This window comes from Streptomyces sp. NPDC086787, assembly GCF_044745865.1.
Lineage (GTDB): Bacteria > Actinomycetota > Actinomycetes > Streptomycetales > Streptomycetaceae > Streptomyces.
The window spans coordinates 206,672-228,058 of the sequence record NZ_JBIVBC010000011.1 but is presented as its reverse complement, the minus strand read 5'-3'; the positions used below and the strand labels follow the sequence as shown (position 1 = coordinate 228,058).

The window sequence follows — 21,387 nt, the reverse complement described above, 5'->3', positions numbered from 1 at the left end:
CGGCGTTCGGCCGCAAGTGTGGCGTAGCGGAGGGTTCGTCCGGGCGGCTGACGTGTCCTCCGATCGTGTGGTGTCGTCCGGCGGGTGAGGCTCAGGGGGCCTGGATGTCGGCGAGTTCGGCCAGAGCCGCACGGTGGGCGCCCGCCGTGCCGAAGGCCAGGGAGTCCGCCTTGGCGCGCTTGAGGTACAGGTGGACGGGGTGTTCCCAGGTCATTCCGATGCCCGCGTGGAGTTGGAGCGCCTCCTCGGCGGCGTGGACGGCGACGGGGGCCGCGTAGGCCTGGGCCACGGCCACCGCCATGTCGGTGTCCTCGTGGGTGGACAGCGCGTCGGCCGCGGCGCGGGCGGCGGCCCGGAGGCTGACGGTCTCCATCCACAGCGCGGCCAGCCGGTGCTTGAGCGCCTGGAAGCCGCCGACCGGCCGGTTGAACTGCTTGCGCTCCTTGAGGTACCGGACGGTCTCGGTCAACGCCCACTCGGCGACGCCGAGTTGTTCCGAGGCGAGCAGTCCGGCGGCGGAGCGCAGGGCACGGCTCACCGCGGGGCCGGTGTCACCGAGCCGACGGCCGGTGGCACCGGTGAGGGTGACGGTGGCGAGCGGGCGGGTCAGGTCGAGCGAGGTGCGCGGGGTAACGCCGGCGTCGGACGCGGCGACGGCGTACAGGGCGCCGTCGTCGGCCGGGACGAGCAGCACGTCGGCGACGGCGGCGTCGGCGACCGCGGTCAACTCGCCGTGCAGGGCGCCGTTCTCGACGCGCACGGTGCGGACGGTGGCGCCCGGGGCGGTGTGCAGACCGACGGCGAGGGCGGCGATCGTGGTCGCGGACGCCAGTTCGGTGAGCAGGTCCTCGGTCCCGCAGGCGAGGAGCGCCTCGGTGGCGAGGACGGCGCTCGTCAGATACGGCACGGGCGCGACGAAGCGTCCCAGTTCCTCCAGGACCACGGCGGTCTCCCGGTGCGTGGCGCCCTGGCCGCCCAGTTCCTCGGGAATCAGCAGGCCCGCGAGGCCCATCCGGCCGGCGAGTGCCTTCCACAGGGGGAGGTCGTGCGGGGCGCCCGACTCGGTGCGGGCGATGACGCCCGCCGCGTCGCAGTGGTCCGTGAGCAGGTCGCGGACGGCGGCGCGCAGCGCCTCTTCCTCCTCGGAGTAGAGGAGATCCGGCTGTGCGCTCATCGGGACAGGTCCTTCCAGGCGACGTCCTTGTCGGTGCGCGGCTCGGCGGGCAGGCCGAGGACGCGCTCGGCGATGATGTTCAGCAGCACCTCACTGGTGCCGCCCTCGATGCTGTTGCCCTTGGCGCGCAGGTAGCGGTAGCCGGCCTCGCGGCCGGTGAAGTCGACCAGTTCCGGTCGGCGCATCGTCCAGTCGTCGTACAACAGTCCCTCTTCGCCGAGCAGTTCGACTTCGAGGCCGCTGATCTCCTGGTTGAGGCGGGCGAACGCGAGTTTCATTCCGGCGCCTTCGGGGCCGGGCTGGCCCACGGTGAGCTGCTGGCGCAGGCGTTCGCCGGTGAGCCGGGCCACCTCGGCCTCGACCCACAGCCCGAGCAGGCGCTGGTGCAGCTCCGGGGTGCGCAGTTCGGGGCGGTCGCGCCAGGTCCTGGTGACGGGGCCGATCATGCCGCCCTCGCGGGGCATCCGCATGCCGCCGATGGCGACGCGCTCGTTGTTGAGGGTGGTCTGCGCGACCCGCCAGCCGTCGCCGATCTCGCCGAGGCGGCGGGAGTCGGGGATGCGGACGCCGGTCAGGAAGACCTCGTTGAACTCGGCCTCGCCGGTGATCTGGCGCAGTGGCCGGACCTCGACGCCCGGGTCGGTCATGTCGCAGATGAAATAGGTGATGCCCTGGTGCTTGGGCACGTCCGGGTCGGTGCGGGCGATCAGGATGGCCCAGTGGGCGATGTGGGCGCTGGAGGTCCACACCTTCTGCCCGTCCACCACCCAGTCTCCGCCGTCCTCGCGCACGGCGCGGGTGCCGAGCGCGGCCAGGTCGGAGCCGGCGCCGGGCTCGCTGAACAGCTGGCACCAGACCTCTTCGCCCGTCCAAAGGGGCTTGAGACAGCGCTGCTTCTGTTCCTCGGTGCCGTAGCGCAGGATCGTGGGCGCGGCCATGCCGAGGCCGATGCCGATGCGCCGCGGGTCGTTGTCCGGGGCGCCCGCGGCCGCCAACTCGGTGTCCACGACGGCTTGCAGGGCGCGCGGGGCACCGAGGCCGCCGAGGCCCGGCGGGTAGTGCACCCAGGCCAGCCCTGCGTCGAAGCGGGCCGCCAGGAAGTCCGCGGGGGAAGTGTCGGCGGGCGGGTGCGCTGCCAGCAACTCGGCCGTACGGCGCTGGAGGTCGGCTGCGTCGGTCATGCGGTGGCTCCGTTCCGGTGCGAAGGCACGACGGCGACCCGGCCGGTGGTACGGCCGTCACCGACCCGCTGCACGGCGTCCGCGGCCTGCTCCAGCGGGACGCGCTCGCTCACCAGTGGCCTGATCGCACCCCGGGTGGCCAGCTCGGTGAGCTGCTCGTGGCAGTGCTGGACCAGCTTGGGGTTCTTCGTGTTGTACAGGCCCCAGTGCAGACCGAGGATCGCGTAGTTCTTCACCAGGGCGTGGTTGAGCGCGGGGCTGGGGATGGTCCCGCTCGCGAAGCCGACGACCACGATCCGGCCCTCGAAGGCGACGGTCTTGGCGGACTGTGTGTAGGCGTCCCCGCCGACCGGGTCGTAGACCACGTCCGCGCCACGGCCTCCGGTGGCCTCCTTCACGGCGGCGACGACGTCCTCGGCGCGCCGGTCGATCACCACGTCGCAGCCCAGGTCGCGGGCGACGGCCACCTTGTCGGCGCCTCCGACGACGCCGATCACGGTGGCCCCGGCGGCCTTGCCGAGCTGTACGGCGGCGCTGCCGACCCCGCCGGCGGCGGCGTGCACGAGGAGGGTCTCCCCCGCCTCCAGGCGGGCCCGGCGGTGCAGGCCGAACCAGCCGGTCTGGTAGCCGATGTGCAGTGCGGCGGCCTCCGCGTCGTCCAGCGCGTCGGGCGCGGGCAGCAGGGCGGCGGCGTCGGCCAGGGCGTACTCGGCGAAGCCGCCGTGCGGCAGCGCGGGGTTGGCGATCACCCGGCGGCCGTCCTCGGTCTCGCCGCAGATCTCCACCCCGGGGGTGAACGGCAGCGGCGGCCGTACCTGGTACTGGCCCCGGCACATCAGCACATCCGGGAAGTTGATGTTGGCGGCGCGCACCCTGAGCAGGACCTGGCCGTCGGCGGGCGTGGGCCGCTCCACCTCCGCCAGCCGCATCACCTCGCTCGGCTCGCCGTTCTCGCGCACTTGCCATGCCTGCATGGGATGCCTCCACGGGACTGCTTCGTCTGACCGGGCTCCATCGCATACTAAGCGGTCGCTTGCCGATCAGGGAACCGTCACACGTCGCCGGAACACGCCGGGCGGGCCCGGACGTGCATCCGCTCGCCCTGCGCCCCGAAGAGGCTGAGGAACTCGGCCGGTCCCTCCCCCGTCGACCCGAACCAGTGCGGCACCCGGGTGTCGAACTCGGCGGCCTCGCCCGCCGTCAGCACCACGTCGTGCTCCCCGAGCACCAGCCGCAGCCGCCCGGACAGGACGTACAGCCATTCGTACCCCTCGTGGACGCGCGGATCCGGCTCCCGCTTCCGGCGCGGCTCCAGCACCTTGTACGCCTGGAGTCCGCCGGGTTGGCGGGTGAGCGGCCAGTGGGTGCGGCCGTCGCGCTCGATCGGCTTGGCCCGCACCCGCGGGTCACCGACCGGCGGGGCGCCCACCAGCTCGTCCAGCGCCACCTGGTGGGCCCGCGCGATCGGCAGCAGCAGTTCGAGACTGGGTCTGCGCAGCCCGGACTCCAGCCGGGAGAGCGTGCTGACGGAGATCCCGGTCGCCTCGGACAGCCCCGCGAGGGTCACTTCCCGGTCCTTGCGGAGTCGGCGGAGCCTCGGGCCCACGCCCGCGAGAACGTCGTCGGTAGTCATGGCCGTATTGCAGATTCGGCAAAGCCGTTTGTCAATCCCGCGGCACCGGGCGGCGGCACCGGCGGTTTCGCCGGGCGGCCCGGCTCACCGCCCCCGCCGGGGTGTGTTTCCGCCGTGCCCGTAGCACCATGGCCGCATGCTGCTGACCCGGCTGGCCGAGGTGTCGCGGGAGGTTGCCGCCACCGCGGCGCGGTCCCGGAAGACGGCGTTGCTCGCGGAGCTGTTCCGGGGCGCGGAGGCGCGGGAGGTGCCGATCGTGATCCCGTATCTCGCCGGGCGGCTGCCCCAGGGCAGGCTCGGTGTCGGGTGGAAGGTGCTGAGCCGCCCGGTACCGCCGGCTGCGGAGCCGTCCCTCACGGTGCGCGAGGTGGACGCCCGGCTCACGGAACTGGGCGGGCTCTCCGGCCCCGGTTCGCAGGCCGAGCGGGCCCGGTTGGTCGGGGAGCTGATGGGCGCGGCCACCGAGGACGAGCAGCGGTTCCTGCTGGGGCTGATCACCGGCGAGGTGCGGCAGGGCGCCCTGGACGCCGTGGCCGTGGAGGGCCTCGCGCTGGCGACCGGCGCGGACGCGGCGGCCGTACGGCGTGCCGTGATGCTCGCCGGTTCGCTTCCGGCGGTGGCCGAGGCCCTGCTGGCCGACGGCCCGGCGGCGCTGGGCCGCTTCCGGCTCACGGTCGGCCGGCCGGTGCTGCCGATGCTGGCGCACAGCGCGTCCTCGGTGGCCGAGGCGGTCGCGAAGCTCGGCTCCTGTGCGGTCGAGGAGAAGCTGGACGGCATCCGCGTCCAGGTCCACCGCGACGGCGGCGCGGTTCGCATCCACACCCGCACTCTCGACGACATCACCGACCGGCTTCCCGAAGTGGCCGCCGCCGCCCTGGAGCTGACGGGCGACCGGTTCATCCTCGACGGTGAGGTGATCTCCTTCGGCCCGGACGGGCGGCCCCGCTCCTTCCAGGAGACGGCTGGCCGGGTCGGCTCCCGGACCGACGTGGCGAGGGCCGCCGGGGAGGTTCCCGTCTCCCCCGTCTTCTTCGACGCCCTGTCGGTCGACGGCCGCGACCTGCTGGACCTGCCCTTCGCCGAGCGGCACACGGAACTGGCCCGGCTGGTGCCCGAGCCGATGCGGGTGCGGCGAGCCCTCGTCTCATCGCCGGACGACGCGCGAAAGGCAGCGGACTTCCTCGCCGCGACCCTCGCCCGCGGCCACGAGGGGGTGGTGGTCAAGTCGCTCGACGCTCCGTACAGCGCGGGACGGCGGGGCGCCTCCTGGCTGAAGGTCAAGCCGGTGCACACCCTGGACCTGGTCGTCCTGGCCGCCGAGTGGGGCCACGGCCGCCGTACCGGCAAGCTGTCCAACCTCCATCTGGGCGCCCGCACCCCGGACGGCGGCTTCGCCATGCTCGGCAAGACCTTCAAGGGCATGACGGACACGATGCTCACCTGGCAGACCGGCCGGCTCGGCGAACTGGCCGTGCGGGACGACGGCCATGTGGTCACCGTGCGCCCCGAACTCGTGGTGGAGATCGCGTACGACGGCCTCCAGCGCTCCTCCCGCTATCCGGCCGGGGTCACGCTGCGCTTCGCGCGGGTGGTCCGCTACCGGGAGGACAAGCGGCCCGAGGAGGCCGACACCGTGGAGACCCTGCTGGCCGCCCACCCGGAGGTGCGGCCGTGAGCCAGCGGCGGAGCGCCGGCCTGCTGCTGTTCCGGCACACCGGCGACAGGATCGAGGTGCTGCTCGGTCACATGGGCGGCCCCTACTTCGCGAAGAAGGACGCGGGCGCGTGGACCGTCCCCAAGGGTGAGTACGAGCCGGACGAACCCGCGTGGGACGCGGCGCGCCGTGAGTTCCAGGAGGAGCTCGGCCTGCCGCCGCCCGATGGCGAGGCGCTGCCGCTCGGCGAGGTCCGGCAGGCGGGCGGCAAGATCGTCACGGCGTGGGCGGTCGAGGCCGGTCTGGACCCGGCGTCCATCGATCCGGGCACCTTCACGATGGAGTGGCCGCCGAGGTCCGGACAGCTGCGGGAGTTCCCGGAGCTGGACCGGGTGGCGTGGTTCGGCCTGGACCGTGCCCGCGAGCTGATCGTCCCGGCACAGGCCGCGTTCCTCGACCGGCTGGCCGAGCAAGGCCGGTGAAGTCGGGGGCGGTTCCGGCGGGGCGGTTCCGGCGGCGCCCCGGAAGGGCGCGGGCAACTGCGCGACCAGCCAAGACGACACCGCGGACGGCCAGGGCCTGTCGTTCGGATCAGGCCGTAGACGCGACCCGATCCAGACAACAGACCCCAACGGCACATCACGGCGCTTCCGGCGGAGCGGCCGGGCACTCGGCCGAGTAGCCGACACACACGTTGCGATCGCCATCGCCGCGCGGCAAGGTCGGTCCAAGCCCGCTCCCAGGGAGGTCACCCATGCCCATCGCCACGGTCAACCCGGTGAACGGCGAGACGCTCAAGTCGTACGAGGCCATGGGCGAGGAGGAGATCGAGCGCCGACTCCAGCTCGCCGAGGCCACCTTCCGCACGTACCGGCTGAGCCGCTTCGTCGATCGCGGGCGTCTGCTGCTCCAGGCCGCGAACCTGCTGGACGACGACCGGGAGGACATCGCCCGGACGATGACGACCGAGATGGGCAAGCCCGTCAAGCAGGCTCGCGCGGAGGCCGCCAAGTGCGCCAAGGCGATGCGCTGGTACGCGGAGCACGCCGAGGCGCTGCTCGCCGACGAGGCGCCCACGGAGGCCGATGTGACGGACTCCGGCGCCTCCCGCGTCCGGGTGACCTACCGTCCGCTCGGTCCCGTGCTCGCCGTGATGCCCTGGAACTTCCCGCTGTGGCAGGTGATCCGCTTCGCGGCCCCGGCCCTGATGGCGGGCAACGTGGGGCTGCTCAAGCACGCCTCCAACGTCCCGCAGACCGCCCTCTATCTGGAGGACCTGTTCCACCGCGCGGGCTTCACCGAGGGCTGCTTCCAGACCCTGCTGATCGGCTCCGGCGCGGTCGACGGCGTCCTGCGCGACGAGCGGGTCAGGGCGGCGACGCTGACGGGGAGCGAGCCCGCGGGCCGGGCGGTCGCCGCCACCGCCGGGGAGATGATCAAGAAGACGGTGCTGGAGCTGGGCGGCAGCGACCCTTACGTCGTCATGCCGTCCGCCGACATCGAGGAGGCCGCCCGCGTGGCGGTGACGGCCCGGGTGCAGAACAACGGTCAGTCCTGCATCGCCGCAAAGCGGTTCATCGTGCACACGGACGTGTACGACGCCTTCGCGGAGCGTTTCGTGGCCGGCATGGAGGCGCTCAAGGTCGGCGACCCCATGCAGGAGGACACCGAGGTGGGCCCGCTCGCCAGCGAACAGGGGCGGGCCGACCTGGAGGAACTGGTCGACGACGCGCGGCGCGGCGGAGCCACCGTGCTCTGCGGCGGCCGGCGCCCGGACTGGCCGGGCTGGTTCTACCCCCCGACCGTACTGGCCGGCATCACCCGTGGGATGCGGATCCACCGCGAGGAGGCGTTCGGCCCGGTCGCCACGCTGTACCGGGCCGGAGACCTGGACGAGGCCGTGCTCATCGCCAACGACTCGCCGTTCGGCCTGAGTTCCAACGTGTGGACGCGGGACCCGGCCGAGGCGGACCGGTTCGCACGCGACCTGGAGGCGGGGGCGGTGTACGTCAACGGCATGACGGCGTCGCATCCGGCGCTCCCGTTCGGCGGGGTGAAGCGCTCGGGGTACGGGCGTGAGCTGTCCGGGCACGGGATCCGCGAGTTCTGCAACATCACCACCGTTTGGCAGGGTGCGTGACCCTCCCGCGGCTACGATCCCGTTTGTGAACCGCGAAGTGACCCTGCCTCTGATCGTCGACGACCGCGGTACCTTGCAGGTGGCCGCGGCCGACGTGAGCAAGCTGCTCCGCACGGTGGGTGGGCGCTGGCTGCATCTCGTGGAGGCAGGGCAGCAGGGGCTCGACGAGGACACGGTCGCCACCCTGACGATCGAACTCGCCAAGCTGGCCGACCGCATCGACGTCGCCTGCATCGCGCACAGCAGCGGAGCTCCGTGAGGGCGTTCGCCGCGCCACCCCCGATCGGTTGAAAAGCGCTGGTCGGAGCACTGATCCAGGCCCGCTTCGGCGGGTACCCCCGCTGACCCGTCATCCCCGGTTCGGAGTAATCCGGCGAGAGATCGTCGCCCCGTCGGGTGAACCTGGGTGGACCACCTTCTGACCGGCGGGCGGATGCCTGCCGGAAGGCGAAAGCAGGGACGGCTCATGGCGACTTTGTGCAGACCCTCGGTGTCCGTACCAGAACACGTCATCACGATGGAGGACACGCTGGCGCTGGCGCGGGAGCACCACGCGGACCACCCTCAGCTCGGACTCGCGCTGCGGCTGATCGAGAACACAGGCGTCCGCACCCGGCACATCGTGCAGCCCATCGAGGAGACACTGAAGCATCCCGGCTTCCATGATCGGAACAAGCTGTACGAGGCCGAGGCGAAGGCCCGGGTCCCCGCGGTGATCCAGCGGGCGCTCGACGACGCGGAGCTCCTGACCGATGACATCGATGTCATCATCTACGTGTCGTGCACGGGCTTCATGATGCCCTCGCTGACCGCGTGGCTGATCAACGAACTGGACTTCCCCAGCAACACCCGGCAGCTGCCCATCGCCCAGCTGGGCTGCGCGGCCGGCGGGGCGGCCATCAACCGGGCGCACGACTTCTGCACCGCCTACCCGGAGGCGAACGCGCTCATCGTGGCCTGCGAGTTCTGCTCGCTGTGCTACCAGCCCACCGACCTCGGCGTCGGCTCGCTGCTCTCGAACGGCCTGTTCGGGGACGGCGTCGCGGCGGCCGTGGTGCGCGGGCGCGGCGGCACCGGAGTCCAGCTGGAGCGCAACGGGTCGTACCTGATCCCGAAGACCGAGGACTGGATCGCGTACGACGTCCGCGAGACCGGGTTCCACTTCCTGCTGGACAAGCGGGTGCCCACGACCATGGAGCCGCTGGCCCCGGCGCTCCACGACCTGGCAGGCACCCACGGCTGGGACGCGTCCGACCTGGATTTCTACATCATCCACGCGGGCGGACCCCGAATACTCGACGACCTGAGCAAGTTCCTCCAGGTCGACCCGCACGCGTTCCGGTTCAGCCGGGCCACGCTCACCGAGTACGGCAACATCGCGAGCGCCGTCGTGCTGGACGCGCTGCGCCGGCTCTTCGACGAGGGTGGCGCCGAGGACCGGGCGCGTGGTCTGCTCGCCGGGTTCGGCCCCGGCATCACCGCGGAGATGACCGTGGGCCGCTGGGTGAACGCGGACGAACCGGCGTGACGGTCGGCGCATCGCTCCCCGAAGCTCTGCCTCCCGTCAGGTACTGGCCGGTGGCCGACCTGGCGGGGGTGGACTTCGACCCGGTGCTGGCCGAGCTGATGCGCGAGGGTCCGGTCACCCGGATCGAGCTGCCCAACGGCGAGGGCTGGGCGTGGCTGCTGACCCGCTACGACGACGTGCGCGCGGTCGCGGGCGACGCCCGGTTCAGCCGTGAGGCGGTGATGGAGCACCCGGTCACCCGGCTCGCCCCGCACTTCATCCCGGCGCGGGGCGCGGTCGGCTTCGCGGACCGCCCGGACCACACCCGGCTGCGCCGCGCGGTCGCGCCCGCGTTCACCGCGAACGGCGTGGACCGGATCCGCGAGGACGCCCGGAGCGTGCTGGCCGGACTGGTCGACGAACTGGTCCGGGCCGGTCCGCCGGGCGACCTGACGGCGGCGGTCCTCAGTCCCTTCCCCGTCGCGGTGATCTCCGGGCTGATGGGGGTACCGGCGGCCGACCGGCCCCGGATGCACGACTGGACCCGGCTCATCCTGTCCGCCGCCGACGGCAGGGAGGCCGGTGAACGGGCCAGGGACGCGATGGGAGCGTACTTCCGCGAACTCGTCGGGCGGCGGACGGGCGGCACGGGTGACGACGTCACCTCGCTGCTCGGCGCCGCCGTCGGCCGGGGCGAGGTGTCGCCCGAGGAGGCCGCGGGTCTGTCCGTGCTGCTCCAGATCGGCGGCGAGGCGGTCACCAACAACAGCGGGCAGATGTTCTTCCTGCTGCTGACCCGGCCCGATCTCCTCGCCCGGCTGCGTGCCGAGCCGGGGATCAGGCCGCGGGCGATCGACGAGCTGCTGCGGTACATCCCGCACCGCAACGCGGTCGGGCTGTCCCGGATCGCCACCGAGGACGTGGAGATCTCAGGCGTGCCGATCCGGGCGGGCGACCCGGTGTACGTCTCCTACCTGGCCGCCAACCGCGACCCGGACGTGTTCCCCGAACCGGACACGGTCGACTTCGCCCGCAGTCCGAATCCACATGTGTCGTTCGGCCACGGCCCGCACTTCTGCCCGGGCGCCCAGCTCGCCCGGCTGGAGTGCGAGCTGCTGGTCGACGCGCTGCTGGACCGGTTGCCCGGCCTGCGGCTGGCCGTGCCGCCCGACCAGGTGCCCTTCAGAAGGGGCGCGTTGATCCGAGGGCCCGAGGCCCTTCCCGTGACTTGGTGAGTGCCCATGACGACGACCGAAGGACTGACCGTTCCCTCCGAGGGGCTGCTGGTGCCGCCCGGCCACGGCCGGGTGGTGCAGACGCCCGCCCAGCGTGTGACGTTCAAGGTGACCGGCGAGCATTCCCGGATGGCCTCCACCTTCGAGGTGGAGGTCCCGCCGGGCTTCGACGTCGGCGCCCATGTGCACACGCGCAGCGAGGAGCTGTTCTACGTCCTGGAAGGCGAGCTGGACGTGCTCGCCTTCGAGCCGCGCGTGCGCACGCCAGACAACTGGCAGAAGTGGCAGTCCTGTTCGGGCAACCGTGTGGTGCGGGCGACTCCCGGCACGGTCATCGTCGTACCGCCGGGCTGCCCGCACGCCTTCTCGAATCCGACGGAGACGCCCGCGAAGATGTTCTTCCAGGCCTCTCCCCCGCCCGACCACGAGCGGTACTTCGAGGAGCTGCTGGAGATCCTCGGGAGCGGGGGCCCGCCGGACCAGGTGGCGATCGAGGCACTGCGGGCCAAGTACGACATCGAGCAGCTGACGCCGCTGCGGCATCGCTGAGACGCCGCCGCGGCGGTCGCCGACCCGGCGCTACCGGATCGGCATCCCTGACAGGGTGCGCGCGATGACGAGGCGCTGGACCTCGCTCGTGCCCTCGAAGATCGTGTAGATCGCGGAGTCCCGGTGCATGCGCTCCACCGGGTACTCCCGCGTGTACCCGTTGCCGCCCAGGATCTGGATCGCCTGGGCGGTGACCTGCTTCGCGGTCTCGCTGGCGAACAGCTTGGACATCGATCCCTCGGCGGCGGTGAACGGCCTGCCGTTGACCGCCATCCAGGAGGCGCGCCACACCAGCAGCCGGGCGGCGTCGATCTGGGTGCGCATGTCGGCGAGCTGGAAGGCGATGCCCTGGTTGTCGATGATCGGACGGCCGAACTGCTCGCGGGTCTTCGCGTAGTCGAGGGCGACCTCGTAGGCGGCGCGCGCGGTGCCGACCGCCATGGCGCCCACGGCGGGACGGCTGGCCTCGAACGTGGCCATCGCCGCGTTCTTCACCCGCTCGCCGCCGCCTGCCTTCGTCTTCTCCCGGGTCCGCGCGAGCCGCTCGTCCAGCTTCTCCTTGCCGCCGAGCAGGCAGGAGCCGGGGACGCGGGCGTTCTCCAGAACGACCTCGGCGGTGTGCGAGGCGCGGATGCCGTGCTTCTTGAACTTCTGGCCCTGGGAGAGTCCGGGCGTGCCCGGCGGGATGATGAAGGAGGCGTGGCCCTTGGAGCCGAGCTCGGGGTCGACCACGGCGACGACCACGTGGACGTTGGCGATTCCGCCGTTGGTGGCCCAGGTCTTCGTGCCGTTGATCACCCACTCGTCCTTGGCCTCGTCGTAGACGGCGCGGGTGCGCATGGCGGCCACGTCGGAGCCGGCGTCGGGCTCGGAGGAGCAGAAGGCCGCGACCTTGACGTCGTTGGTGTCGCCGTACATCTGGGGGATCCAGGTGCCGATCTGCTCCTCCGTGCCGTTGGCGAGGACGCCCACGGCGGCGAGGCCGGTGCCGACGATGGACAGGGCGATGCCCGCGTCGCCCCAGAACAGCTCCTCCATCGCCATCGGGATACCGAGGCCGGTGGGGTCGAAGTACTGCTGGGCGTAGAAGTCCAGGGAGTAGATGCCGACCTTGGCGGCCTCCTGGATGACAGGCCAGGGAGTCTCCTCACGCTCGTCCCATTCGGCGGCCGCGGGGCGGATGACGTCGGCGGCGAAGCCGTGCAGCCAGTCCCGGACCTCCTTCTGTTCGTCGTTGAGCTCCATGGTGAACTCGGCCATGTCCCCTCCAGCGGCGGCAGTGCGTGTTACTAGCGGTAACCCGAGTCTGTTACCCGTCAGTAGGGAAAGTCAACTCCGGACACCCGGTCGGCATCCCGTTCGATGTCGGGAACGCCTTCAGTGTTAGTTTGCGCAGGCGTCACCGAAACAGCACGGGTGGGGAGAGCACATGGACACCACACAGCCGACCGACCAGCAACGATCCGCCGACCGCCGTCGGCGCGAACTGCTGGAGGCCGCGGACCGAGTGGTGCTGCGCGACGGCCCGCACGCCTCGATGAACGCCATCGCCGCCGAGGCAGGTATCACCAAGCCCATCCTCTACCGCCACTTCGGCGACAAGGGCGGACTGTACGCCGCTCTCGCCAAGCGGCACACCGACGCGCTGCTGGCCTCGCTGCGGGCCGCGGTCGACGCCCCTGCCGACCGGCGGGAGCGGGTCGAGGCCACCCTGGACACCTACCTCGCGGCCATCGAGGCACGGCCCCAGGTCTATCGCTTCCTGATGCACCCCGCGGAGATCGGGGGCGGCGAACAGGGCTTCGACGTGGGCAGGCACTCCGCGCCGCTGCTGCGCCGGATGGGCGAGGAACTCGCCCAGGTCATCGAGGAGCGGCTGGACCTCGGGCCGGGCAGCCAGCAGCTGGCCCGGGTCTGGGGCCACGGGATCGTCGGCATGATGCACGCGGCGGGCGACTGGTGGCTCGGGGAGCGTCCCTGCTCCCGCGCCGAACTGGTCCGGAGTCTGGCCGACCTGCTGTGGGGACGGCTCGCGGCAGCCGGGGACAAGGTGGGCGGCCCGGGGTTCTGACCCGCGCGCCGGACCCGTCGGTCACCGGCTCCAGGACGCCCGGCGGACCTGGCGGGCCAGTCTGCGTCCGCGCAGGCCGGTGAGACGGTCGGCGTAGACCGTGCCGTCCAGATGGTCGCACTCGTGCTGGAGGCACCGCGCGAAGAAGCCGGTGCCGTGCACGGTGACCGGCTCCCCGGTCATGGTGAAGCCCTCCACGACGGCATGGTCGTACCGCTCCGTCCCCGCCTCGAGACCGGGCAGGGACAGACAGCCCTCCGGCCCCCGGAGCACCACCCCGTCCGTCTCCACCAGGCGCGGGTTCACCACATGGCCCAGGTGCCGGACGTCCTCGTCGTCCGGGCAGTCGTACACGAACACCCGTGAAGCCACCCCCACCTGGTTCGCGGCCAGCCCCACCCCCCGGGCCGCGTACATCGTCGCGAACAAGTCCTCCACCAGCCCGGCGAGTTCGGGACCGAAGTCGGTGACCTCGGCACAGGGCGCGTGCAGCACCGGGTCGCCGAGCAGGGTGAGGGGCCGGACGCGCCCGCGGGCGCCCGGAATGGAACCGTGTCGCATGGCGGCAAGAGTACGGTGCCCGGAGGCCGTCCCCGCCGCGCTGACGTGGGCCGGGATTCGGGTGTGCGAATAGATCTCGATAGGCTGATGTCCACACCACGTTGCCGGATGGCTCACGCGCGGCGCGTACGCCAAGGAGGATCGAGAACTGATGGCAGGCAACTCGGACCCGCTGACGCCGCGGGCCAAGCTCGCCGTGACCGCGGGCAAGGCGGTCGCGGCGGCGTCGCGGGCCGCGGGACGCGGCAGCGGATCGGTGATCGGCGGCAAGGTCGCGCTGAGGCTCGACCCCGACCTCCTCGGGCGCCTCGCCCAGAGCCTGGACTGCGTCCTCGTCTCGGCCACCAACGGCAAGACGACGACCACCCGGCTGATCGCCGAGGCACTGCGGGCCGCGGGCCCGGTCGTCTCCAACGCGCTCGGCGCCAACATGCCGGCCGGCATCACCTCCGCGCTGGCCGGCGGCTCCGAGGCCCGGTTCGGCGTGATCGAGGTCGACGAGAAGTACCTCGCCGGCGTCGCCAGGGACACCTCCCCGAAGTGCATCGCGCTGCTCAACCTCTCCCGTGACCAGCTCGACCGCGCGGCCGAGACCCGCATGCTCGCGGAGAACTGGCGCGAGGGCCTGGCCGGCTCCAAGGCCGTGATCGTCGCGAACTGCGACGACCCGCTGGTGGTGTGGGCCGCGTCCTCCTCGCCGAATGTGATCTGGGTCGCCGCGGGACAGATGTGGAAGGACGACGCCTGGTCCTGCCCGTCCTGCGGCGGTGTGATGCAGCGCCCCGGTGACGACTGGTTCTGCGGCGACTGCGGTTTCCGCCGCCCGACGCCGAGCTGGGCACTGTCCGGCGACCACGTCCTCGACCCGCACGGCTCGGCCTGGCCGATCCACCTCCAGCTGCCCGGCCGCGCCAACAAGGCCAACGCCGCGAGCTCCGCGGCCGTGGCCGCCGTCTTCGGCGTTCCCCCGCAGGTCGCGCTGGAGCGCATGTACCAGGTGCAGGCGGTCGCCGGACGCTACGACGTCGTCCAGTACCAGGGCCGCGACCTGCGTCTGCTGCTGGCGAAGAACCCGGCCGGCTGGCTGGAGACGTTCTCGCTGATCGACCCGCCGCCGGCCCCGGTGATCCTCTCGGTGAACGCGCGCGGCGCCGACGGCACCGACACCTCCTGGCTGTGGGACGTCGACTACACCCGGCTGACCGGCCACCCGATCTTCGTCATCGGCGACCGGAAGCTGGACCTCGCGGTGCGTCTGGAGGTCGCGAACCAGCACTTCCAGGTGTGCGAGAACCTCGACCAGGCGGTCCAGCAGGCCCCGCCGGGCCGGATCGAGGTCATCGCGAACTACACCGCGTTCCAGGACCTGCGCCGCGTAGTCGGCAACTGAACAGGGAGGACGATCACTTCATGAGCGACAACCAACTGCGGCTGGTGTGGATCTACCCCGACCTGCTCAGCACCTACGGCGACCAGGGCAACGCCCTCGTCGTGGAGCGGCGGGCCCGCCAGCGCGGCCTCGACGTGGCCCGACTGGACGTGCGCAGCGACCAGCCGATCCCGACCTCCGGCGACATCTACCTGATCGGCGGCGGCGAGGACCGGCCGCAGCGACTGGCAGCCGAGCGGCTGCGCCGCGACGGGCATCTGTACCAGGCTGTGCAGAACGGCGCGATCGTGTTCGCGGTGTGCGCCGGCTACCAGATCCTCGGCCACGAGTTCGTCAACGACCTCGGCCAGCGCGAGCCCGGCCTCGGGCTGCTCGACGTCAGCACGGTGCGCGGGACGGGAGAGCGGTGCGTCGGCGACGTCCTCGCGGACATCGACCCGCGCCTCGGCCTGCCCCAGCTGACCGGCTTCGAGAACCACCAGGGCATCACCCAGCTCGGCCCCACCGCGCGCCCGTTCGCCCAGGTCCGCCTGGGCAAGGGCAACGGCACCGGGGACGGCACCGAAGGGGCGTACAACGACACCGTGTTCGGCACCTACATGCACGGCCCGGTGCTCGCCCGCAACCCGCAGATCGCCGACCTGCTGCTGAAGCTGGCGCTCGATGTCAACGCGCTGCCGCCGCTCGACGACCGGTGGTACGAGGCGCTCCGCGGTGAGCGCATCGCGGCCGCGCAGCAGCCCGCGTAGCAGGCGCTCCAGACGTACTGCGTTCCAGACGCGCTGGTTCCAGACGTACTGGAGGAGGCTTTGAGTACCTTCCGGCAGGGTCGCCCCCGGGCCCGCTTGACAGGCCGTCCGCTCACATGTGCGGGCGCGTCCAGCAGGCGGACGCCCGCTACGGAGCCACCCCCAGACGCCGGTAGGGTGACCGGGATCCCACCGGACAGCGCGGTCCGGCCCCGGCCCACGTTGAGAAGGTATTTCGGGCTATGCGCATTGGTGTCCTCACGTCCGGCGGCGACTGCCCCGGTCTGAACGCCGTCATCCGGTCCGTCGTGCACCGTGCCGTCGCCGACCACGGCGACGAGGTCATCGGGTTCCGGGACGGCTGGAAGGGCCTCCTGGAGGGCGACTGGCTGAAACTCGACCTCGACGCCGTGAGCGGCATCCTGGCCCGCGGCGGCACCATCCTCGGGTCCTCACGGGTTCGCCCCGAGCATCTGCGGGACGGTGTGGCACGGGCCCGGGGGCATGTCGCGGAGCTCGGTCTGGACGCGATCATCCCGATCGGCGGTGAGGGCACGCTGAAGGCGGCCCGGCTGCTGTCGGACAACGGCCTGCCCATCGTGGGAGTGCCCAAGACCATCGACAACGACATCGCCGTCACCGACGTCACCTTCGGCTTCGACACGGCGGTGGGCGTCGCCACCGAGGCCCTGGACCGGCTGAAGACGACCGCCGAGTCCCACCAGCGTGTGCTGATCGTGGAGGTCATGGGCCGCCACACGGGCTGGATCGCGCTGCACTCCGGCATGGCGGCGGGCGCCCACGCCATCGTCGTACCGGAGCGCCCCTTCGACATCGAGCAGTTGGCGAAGCGGGTCGGCGAGCGGTTCGAGGCGGGCAAGCGGTTCGCCATCGTGGTCGCGGCGGAGGGCGCCAAGCCGAGGCCCGGCGGCATGGAGTTCGACGAGGGCGGCAAGGACGTCTACGGCCACGAGCGGTTCGCCGGGATCGCCCGCCAGCTCTCCGTGGAGCTGGAGCGGCGCCTCGGCAAGGAGGCGCGTCCCGTCATCCTCGGCCATGTGCAGCGGGGCGGGACACCGACGGCGTACGACCGGGTGCTGGCCACCCGCTTCGGCTGGCACGCGGTGGAGGCGGTGCACCGGGGCGAGTTCGGCGGCATGACCGCGCTGCGGGGCACCGACATCGTGATGGTGCCGCTGGCGGAGGCGGTGGAGACCCTGAAGACGGTGCCGCGGGAGCGGTACGAGGAGGCCGAGTGCGTGCTGTAGGCCAGTAGGCCGCCCCCGCGCGAAACCGCCCCCGGTCACGTCCGTGACCGGGGGCGGTTCTAGTCTGGGTCCGGACAGACAGCTGTGGACAGACAGCGCACAACCCCCACGAACCAGGAGCCGGCGGATGGATCACAGCGGGCACGGCATGACCATGGACCTGCCGCCGTTCACGCTGGGGCGAGGTCTCGAGTGGTCGGCGGACCCGTTCTTCCTCGTCGCCTGCCTGCTGGGGCTCGGGCTGTACGGCTGGGGTGTGGCGCGGCTGCGGCGGCGCGGCGACGCCTGGCCCGTGGCGCGGACCGTGTCGTACGTGACCGGTGTGCTGACGATCATGCTGGTGATGTGCACCCGGCTGAACGACTACGGCATGGTGATGTTCAGCGTGCACATGGTCCAGCACATGGTGATCAGCATGCTCTCGCCGATCCTGATCCTGCTGGGCGCGCCGGTCACCCTGGCGCTGCGCGCGCTGCCGGTGGCGGGCAAGGGCCGCAAGGGGCCGCGCGAGTTGCTGCTGGCGCTGCTGCACAGCCGCTACATGCGGGTGATCACCCACCCGGCGTTCACGATTCCGCTGTTCATCGCGAGCCTCTACGCGCTGTACTTCACGCCGATGTTCGACCTCCTGATGGGGTCGAGGGCCGGGCACATCGCGATGATGGTGCACTTCCTCGCGGTCGGTGTGGTGTTCTTCTGGCCGATCATCGGTGTGGACCCGGGGCCGTACCGGCCCGGGTATCTGATGCGGATGCTGGAGCTGTTCGCGGGGATGCCGTTCCACGCGTTCTTCGGCATCGCGCTGATGATGGGGTCGACGCCGATGGTGGAGACGTTCCGGAACCCGCCCGCCTCGCTCGGCATCGACGCCCTCTCCGACCAGAACGCGGCCGGCGGGATCGCGTGGGCGTTCAGTGAGATTCCGTCCGTGTTGGTGCTGATCGCGCTGCTGTTCCAGTGGTACGGCTCGGAGCAGCGCCAGGCCAGGCGCAAGGACCGGGCGGCCGACCGGGACGGCGACAAGGAGCTGGCGGCGTACAACGCCTATCTCGCGTCGCTGAACGCCCGCGAAGGGTGATCTGATTTTCGCCTTACGCACCGCGGGAGTGTGCAGCCGGGGCACTATGGAGGCGAGGGACCAACCACGAGGAGGGTGTCGCGATGCCCGGTTCACCCGGTTCTGCGAACGGTTCCACGAAGACGATGGGGGCGCTCACGGTCGGCGGCCTCGTCGCGGTGACGGCGTACTCCGTGGCACTGGGCAGCAACGGCTGGCTGTGGTTCGGATGGGTGGTGCTGGGGCTGCTGACGGCCGCGATGTTCGTCACTCAGCGCATCTGAGTCACTCCGCGTCGAGAAGCCGCGCGGAGTGCACGCCCGGCTGGTACTTGGGGAGCCGGGCGGTGATCTTCATGCCCGCTCCGGGTGCGGTCTCGATGACGAGGCCGTGGTCGTCGCCGTAGACCTGACGGAGCCGGTCGTCCACGTTGGACAGGCCGATGCCGCCGGACGGGCTGATCTCCCCGGCGAGGATGCGGCGCAGCAGTACGGGGTCCATGCCGACGCCGTCGTCCTCGATGACGACGAGTGCCTCGGAGCCGGCGTCCCGCGCGGTGATCTGGATGCGGCAGGTGTCGGACTTGCCCTCCAGTCCGTGCTTGACGGCGTTCTCGACGAGGGGTTGCAGGCACAGGAACGGGAGAGTGACCGGCAGCACCTCGGGGGCGATCTGGAGGGTGACGGAGAGCCGGTCGCCGAAGCGGGCGCGGACGAGTGCCAGGTAGTGGTCGATGGCGTGCAGTTCGTCGGCGAGGGTGGTGAAGTCGCCGTGCCTGCGGAACGAGTAGCGGGTGAAGTCGGCAAACTCCAGGAGCAGTTCGCGGGCGCGCTCGGGGTCGGTGCGGACGAACGAGGCGATGACCGCCAGTGAGTTGTAGACGAAGTGCGGGGAGATCTGGGCGCGCAGGGCCTTGATCTCGGCCTCGATGAGTCTCGTCCGGGAGCGGTCGAGATCGGCCAGCTCCAGCTGGACGCTCACCCAACGGCCCACTTCCCCGGCCGCCCGGACCAGGACGGCGGACTCGCGTGGCGCGCAGGCCACGAGCGCGCCGTGCACCCGGTTGTCGACGGTGAGCGGGGCGACCACGGCCCAGCGCAGGGGGCAGTCGGGGGCCGCGCAGTCCAGCCGGAACGCTTCGCCCCGGCCGGTCTCCAGCGCCCCGGCCAGGCGCTCCATGATCTCGGTGCGGTGGTGGCCGCCCACACCGTCCCAGGCCAGCACCTCCCGCCGGTCGGTCAGACAGAGGGCGTCCGTGCCGAGGAGCGAGCGCAGTCTGCGGGCCGATCTGCGAGCGGTCTCCCCGGTGAGCCCGGCCCGCAGTGCGGGCGCGGCGAGCGACGCGGTGTGCAGGGTCTGGAAGGTGGCGTGCTCGACGGGCGTGCCCAGTCCGCCCAGCCGCTCGGGCCGCGCGGTGCGCCGTCCCAGCCAGAACCCGGCGGCGAGCAACGGGAGGACGGCGACGCAGAGTCCGGCCAGGAAGCCGCTCATGCCCGGGACTCCGCCCGCACCGCTCCCCCACCCGCCAGTTCCTCCGGCAGATGGAACCTGGCCAGGATCGCCCCCGTCCCGGTCGGTACCCGCGCCGGGGTGGCCAGGGACACCAGCACCATGGTGAGGAAGCCCAGCGGCACCGACCACAGAGCCGGCCAGGCGAGCAGGGCGTACAGCGGTCCGGTGCCCGGCAGGCCCGCCATGGTGGCGGAGACGGCGAGGAAGGCGGAGCCGCCGCCGGTGAGCATGCCCGCGGCGGCGCCGGGCGGGGTGAGCCGACGCCACCAGATGCCGAGGACGAGCAGCGGGCAGAAGGACGAGGCGGAGACGGCGAAGGCCAGTCCGACGGCGTCGGCGACGGGCAGTCCGCCCACCAGTGCGCTCGCCGCCAGCGGCACGGCCATGGCGAGCAGGGTACCGAGTCTGAAGTGCCGTACTCCCCGGGACGGCAGGACGTCCTGGGTGAGCACACCGGCCACCGCCATGGTCAGTCCGGAGGCGGTGGACAGGAACGCGGCGAAGGCACCGCCGGCCACCAGCGCGCCGAGCAGGTCGCCACCGGTGCCGCCGATCATCCGGTCGGGCAGCAGCAGTACGGCCGCGTCCGCGTTGTGGGTCAGGGTGAGTTCGGGGGCGTAGAGGCGGCCGAGCGCGCCGTAGACGGGCGGCAGCAGGTAGAAGCCGCCGACCAGGGCGAGGACGGCGACGGTGGTGCGGCGGGCGGCGACGCCGTGCGGGCTGGTGTAGAAGCGGACGACGACGTGTGGCAGGCCCATGGTGCCGAGGAAGGTGGCGAGGACCAGTCCGTATGTGGCGTACAGCGGGCGTTCCTCCCGGCCGGCCGCGAGCGAGGTGGACATGCCGCCGGTGCCGCCGTGGCCGGCGGCCGGGACGGGTGCCCCGTGGGGGAAGGTGAGGCGGGTACCGGCGGCGACGCGGTGGGTGCCGGTGGGCAGGGTGGTCGGGGTGCCGTGGTGCGGTCGGCCGTCGACCGTGCCGCGCACGGTGACGGTCAGCGGCCGGTCGAGTCTCAGGTCCACGGTGTCGTGCACCTGTACGGTGTGCTGCCGGCGGAAGGACGCCGGTTCCTCGAAGGCGTGGGTGGGGGCGCCGTCGCTCTGCCAGGCGAGGACCAGGAAGAGGGCGGGGACGAGCAGGGCGGTGAGCTTGAGCCAGTACTGGAAGGCCTGGACGAAGGTGACGCTGCGCATGCCGCCGGCGGCGACGGTGGCCACCACGACCACGGCGACGACTATCCCGCCGAGTGCGTCGGGTGCCCCGGTGAGCACCGCCAGGGTGAGCCCCGCGCCCTGGAGCTGGGGCAGCAGATAGAGCCAGCCGACTCCGACGACGAAGGCTCCCGCCAGTCGTCTCACCCCCTGTGAGGCGAGCCGGGCCTCGGCGAAGTCGGGGAGCGTGTAGGCGCCGGAGCGGCGCAGCGGGGCGGCGACGAACAGCAGCAGGACGAGGTAGCCCGCGGTGTAGCCGACCGGGTACCAGAGCATGTCGGGGCCCTGTACGAGGACCAGTCCGGCGACGCCGAGGAAGGAGGCGGCGGAGAGGTATTCGCCGCTGATGGCGGCCGCGTTGAGGCGGGGGCCGACGGTGCGCGAGGCGACGTAGAAGTCGGAGGTGGTGCGGGAGACCCGTAGCCCGAACGCGCCGACGAGGACGGTGGCCACGACGACGAGGGCGACGGCGGGTACGGCGTAACCGGAGTTCAC

21 protein-coding genes are annotated in these 21,387 nt (G+C 72.0%); 13 read left to right on the top strand and 8 right to left on the bottom strand.

The window, feature by feature from the left end:
• Positions 1-91: 91 nt before the first annotated feature.
• From ACIPK3_RS24955 to ACIPK3_RS24940, 4 genes are all read right to left on the bottom strand, one after another.
• The gene (locus tag ACIPK3_RS24955) at positions 92-1,174 is read right to left on the bottom strand and encodes an acyl-CoA dehydrogenase family protein (protein WP_402573000.1); all 1,083 of its coding nucleotides are present in this window, start codon (positions 1,172-1,174) and stop codon (positions 92-94) included.
• Positions 1,171-2,355, bottom strand: coding sequence for an acyl-CoA dehydrogenase family protein (locus tag ACIPK3_RS24950; RefSeq protein WP_402572998.1), 1,185 nt, complete (start codon positions 2,353-2,355; stop codon positions 1,171-1,173). The genes ACIPK3_RS24955 and ACIPK3_RS24950 overlap by 4 nt, the downstream gene beginning before the upstream one ends.
• Positions 2,352-3,329 (bottom strand): NADPH:quinone oxidoreductase family protein, encoded by a 978-nt coding sequence (locus ACIPK3_RS24945; protein ID WP_402572997.1) that lies wholly within the window; start codon positions 3,327-3,329, stop codon positions 2,352-2,354. The genes ACIPK3_RS24950 and ACIPK3_RS24945 overlap by 4 nt, the downstream gene beginning before the upstream one ends.
• 77 nt (positions 3,330-3,406) lie before the next feature.
• Positions 3,407-3,988 (bottom strand): helix-turn-helix domain-containing protein, encoded by a 582-nt coding sequence (locus tag ACIPK3_RS24940; RefSeq protein ID WP_402572995.1) that lies wholly within the window; start codon positions 3,986-3,988, stop codon positions 3,407-3,409.
• 136 nt (positions 3,989-4,124) lie between these two features.
• On the opposite strand from ACIPK3_RS24940, the gene ACIPK3_RS24935 reads away from it, so the two are divergent.
• The 7 genes from ACIPK3_RS24935 to ACIPK3_RS24905 all read left to right on the top strand — a co-directional run bounded on the left by ACIPK3_RS24935 (position 4,125) and on the right by ACIPK3_RS24905 (position 11,073).
• Positions 4,125-5,663, top strand: a complete 1,539-nt coding sequence (locus ACIPK3_RS24935) for an ATP-dependent DNA ligase (RefSeq protein ID WP_402572993.1) — start codon at positions 4,125-4,127, stop codon at positions 5,661-5,663.
• Positions 5,660-6,124 carry an NUDIX domain-containing protein gene (locus ACIPK3_RS24930; protein ID WP_402572991.1) on the top strand — a complete coding sequence of 155 codons (465 nt, stop codon included), beginning with the start codon at positions 5,660-5,662 and terminating at the stop codon, positions 6,122-6,124. The genes ACIPK3_RS24935 and ACIPK3_RS24930 overlap by 4 nt, the downstream gene beginning before the upstream one ends.
• Positions 6,125-6,396: 272 nt before the next feature.
• The gene (locus ACIPK3_RS24925) at positions 6,397-7,782 is read left to right on the top strand and encodes an NADP-dependent succinic semialdehyde dehydrogenase (RefSeq protein WP_402572989.1); all 1,386 of its coding nucleotides are present in this window, start codon (positions 6,397-6,399) and stop codon (positions 7,780-7,782) included.
• A 25-nt stretch (positions 7,783-7,807) separates the two neighbouring features.
• On the top strand, positions 7,808-8,041 hold the full coding sequence (locus ACIPK3_RS24920; protein ID WP_402572988.1) for a DUF6213 family protein: 234 nt from the start codon (positions 7,808-7,810) through the stop codon (positions 8,039-8,041).
• Positions 8,042-8,248: 207 nt separating this feature from the next.
• Positions 8,249-9,310, top strand: coding sequence for a type III polyketide synthase (locus ACIPK3_RS24915; protein WP_402572986.1), 1,062 nt, complete (start codon positions 8,249-8,251; stop codon positions 9,308-9,310).
• A 50-nt stretch (positions 9,311-9,360) separates the two neighbouring features.
• On the top strand, positions 9,361-10,524 hold the full coding sequence (locus tag ACIPK3_RS24910) for a cytochrome P450 (RefSeq protein WP_402572984.1): 1,164 nt from the start codon (positions 9,361-9,363) through the stop codon (positions 10,522-10,524).
• Positions 10,525-10,530: 6 nt separating this feature from the next.
• Positions 10,531-11,073 carry a cupin domain-containing protein gene (locus tag ACIPK3_RS24905; RefSeq protein ID WP_402572983.1) on the top strand — a complete coding sequence of 181 codons (543 nt, stop codon included), beginning with the start codon at positions 10,531-10,533 and terminating at the stop codon, positions 11,071-11,073.
• A gap of 30 nt (positions 11,074-11,103) precedes the next feature.
• On the opposite strand, the gene ACIPK3_RS24900 is transcribed toward ACIPK3_RS24905, so the two are convergent.
• On the bottom strand, positions 11,104-12,333 hold the full coding sequence (locus ACIPK3_RS24900) for an acyl-CoA dehydrogenase family protein (protein ID WP_402572982.1): 1,230 nt from the start codon (positions 12,331-12,333) through the stop codon (positions 11,104-11,106).
• Positions 12,334-12,502: 169 nt separating this feature from the next.
• Here ACIPK3_RS24900 and ACIPK3_RS24895 point away from each other — a divergent pair, with 169 nt between their 5' ends.
• A complete protein-coding gene (locus ACIPK3_RS24895) occupies positions 12,503-13,144 on the top strand; it encodes a TetR family transcriptional regulator (RefSeq protein ID WP_402572981.1) in 642 nt (213 codons plus the stop codon).
• A gap of 21 nt (positions 13,145-13,165) precedes the next feature.
• On the opposite strand, the gene def is transcribed toward ACIPK3_RS24895, so the two are convergent.
• Positions 13,166-13,705, bottom strand: coding sequence for a peptide deformylase (gene def / locus ACIPK3_RS24890; RefSeq protein ID WP_402572979.1), 540 nt, complete (start codon positions 13,703-13,705; stop codon positions 13,166-13,168).
• Between the two features lie 151 nt (positions 13,706-13,856).
• Here def and ACIPK3_RS24885 point away from each other — a divergent pair, with 151 nt between their 5' ends.
• The 5 genes from ACIPK3_RS24885 to ACIPK3_RS24865 all read left to right on the top strand — a co-directional run bounded on the left by ACIPK3_RS24885 (position 13,857) and on the right by ACIPK3_RS24865 (position 18,453).
• Positions 13,857-15,095, top strand: coding sequence for a MurT ligase domain-containing protein (locus ACIPK3_RS24885; RefSeq protein WP_402572978.1), 1,239 nt, complete (start codon positions 13,857-13,859; stop codon positions 15,093-15,095).
• Between the two features lie 20 nt (positions 15,096-15,115).
• On the top strand, positions 15,116-15,844 hold the full coding sequence (locus ACIPK3_RS24880) for a type 1 glutamine amidotransferase (RefSeq protein WP_402572976.1): 729 nt from the start codon (positions 15,116-15,118) through the stop codon (positions 15,842-15,844).
• 242 nt (positions 15,845-16,086) lie between these two features.
• Entirely contained in the window at positions 16,087-17,112 is a 1,026-nt protein-coding gene (locus ACIPK3_RS24875) for a 6-phosphofructokinase (RefSeq protein WP_402572974.1), read from the top strand.
• Between the two features lie 127 nt (positions 17,113-17,239).
• A complete protein-coding gene (locus ACIPK3_RS24870; RefSeq protein WP_402572973.1) occupies positions 17,240-18,190 on the top strand; it encodes a cytochrome c oxidase assembly protein in 951 nt (316 codons plus the stop codon).
• A gap of 83 nt (positions 18,191-18,273) precedes the next feature.
• Complete coding sequence (locus tag ACIPK3_RS24865) at positions 18,274-18,453, top strand: hypothetical protein (RefSeq protein WP_402572972.1); 180 nt, start codon at positions 18,274-18,276, stop codon at positions 18,451-18,453.
• A gap of 1 nt (position 18,454) precedes the next feature.
• Here the strand turns inward: ACIPK3_RS24865 and ACIPK3_RS24860 are convergent, their stop codons facing one another.
• Positions 18,455-19,660, bottom strand: coding sequence for a sensor histidine kinase (locus tag ACIPK3_RS24860; RefSeq protein ID WP_402572970.1), 1,206 nt, complete (start codon positions 19,658-19,660; stop codon positions 18,455-18,457).
• On the bottom strand, positions 19,657-21,387 hold the full coding sequence (locus tag ACIPK3_RS24855; RefSeq protein ID WP_402572968.1) for a cation acetate symporter: 1,731 nt from the start codon (positions 21,385-21,387) through the stop codon (positions 19,657-19,659). The genes ACIPK3_RS24860 and ACIPK3_RS24855 overlap by 4 nt, the downstream gene beginning before the upstream one ends.

Excerpts from the sequence above, each read along its gene's own strand:
- ACIPK3_RS24955 (WP_402573000.1), bottom strand. The coding sequence starts at position 1,174 with ATGAGCGCACAGCCGGATCTCCTCTACTCCGAGGAGGAAGAGGCGCTG.
- ACIPK3_RS24860 (WP_402572970.1), bottom strand. The coding sequence starts at position 19,660 with ATGAGCGGCTTCCTGGCCGGACTCTGCGTCGCCGTCCTCCCGTTGCTC.
- ACIPK3_RS24885 (WP_402572978.1), top strand. The coding sequence starts at position 13,857 with ATGGCAGGCAACTCGGACCCGCTGACGCCGCGGGCCAAGCTCGCCGTG.
- ACIPK3_RS24870 (WP_402572973.1), top strand. The coding sequence starts at position 17,240 with ATGGATCACAGCGGGCACGGCATGACCATGGACCTGCCGCCGTTCACG.
- def (WP_402572979.1), bottom strand. The coding sequence starts at position 13,705 with ATGCGACACGGTTCCATTCCGGGCGCCCGCGGGCGCGTCCGGCCCCTC.
- ACIPK3_RS24875 (WP_402572974.1), top strand. The coding sequence starts at position 16,087 with ATGCGCATTGGTGTCCTCACGTCCGGCGGCGACTGCCCCGGTCTGAAC.
- ACIPK3_RS24935 (WP_402572993.1), top strand. The coding sequence starts at position 4,125 with ATGCTGCTGACCCGGCTGGCCGAGGTGTCGCGGGAGGTTGCCGCCACC.
- ACIPK3_RS24880 (WP_402572976.1), top strand. The coding sequence starts at position 15,116 with ATGAGCGACAACCAACTGCGGCTGGTGTGGATCTACCCCGACCTGCTC.
- ACIPK3_RS24865 (WP_402572972.1), top strand. The coding sequence starts at position 18,274 with ATGCCCGGTTCACCCGGTTCTGCGAACGGTTCCACGAAGACGATGGGG.
- ACIPK3_RS24925 (WP_402572989.1), top strand. The coding sequence starts at position 6,397 with ATGCCCATCGCCACGGTCAACCCGGTGAACGGCGAGACGCTCAAGTCG.
- ACIPK3_RS24945 (WP_402572997.1), bottom strand. The coding sequence starts at position 3,329 with ATGCAGGCATGGCAAGTGCGCGAGAACGGCGAGCCGAGCGAGGTGATG.
- ACIPK3_RS24905 (WP_402572983.1), top strand. The coding sequence starts at position 10,531 with ATGACGACGACCGAAGGACTGACCGTTCCCTCCGAGGGGCTGCTGGTG.
- ACIPK3_RS24940 (WP_402572995.1), bottom strand. The coding sequence starts at position 3,988 with ATGACTACCGACGACGTTCTCGCGGGCGTGGGCCCGAGGCTCCGCCGA.
- ACIPK3_RS24900 (WP_402572982.1), bottom strand. The coding sequence starts at position 12,333 with ATGGCCGAGTTCACCATGGAGCTCAACGACGAACAGAAGGAGGTCCGG.
- ACIPK3_RS24895 (WP_402572981.1), top strand. The coding sequence starts at position 12,503 with ATGGACACCACACAGCCGACCGACCAGCAACGATCCGCCGACCGCCGT.
- ACIPK3_RS24950 (WP_402572998.1), bottom strand. The coding sequence starts at position 2,355 with ATGACCGACGCAGCCGACCTCCAGCGCCGTACGGCCGAGTTGCTGGCA.
- ACIPK3_RS24915 (WP_402572986.1), top strand. The coding sequence starts at position 8,249 with ATGGCGACTTTGTGCAGACCCTCGGTGTCCGTACCAGAACACGTCATC.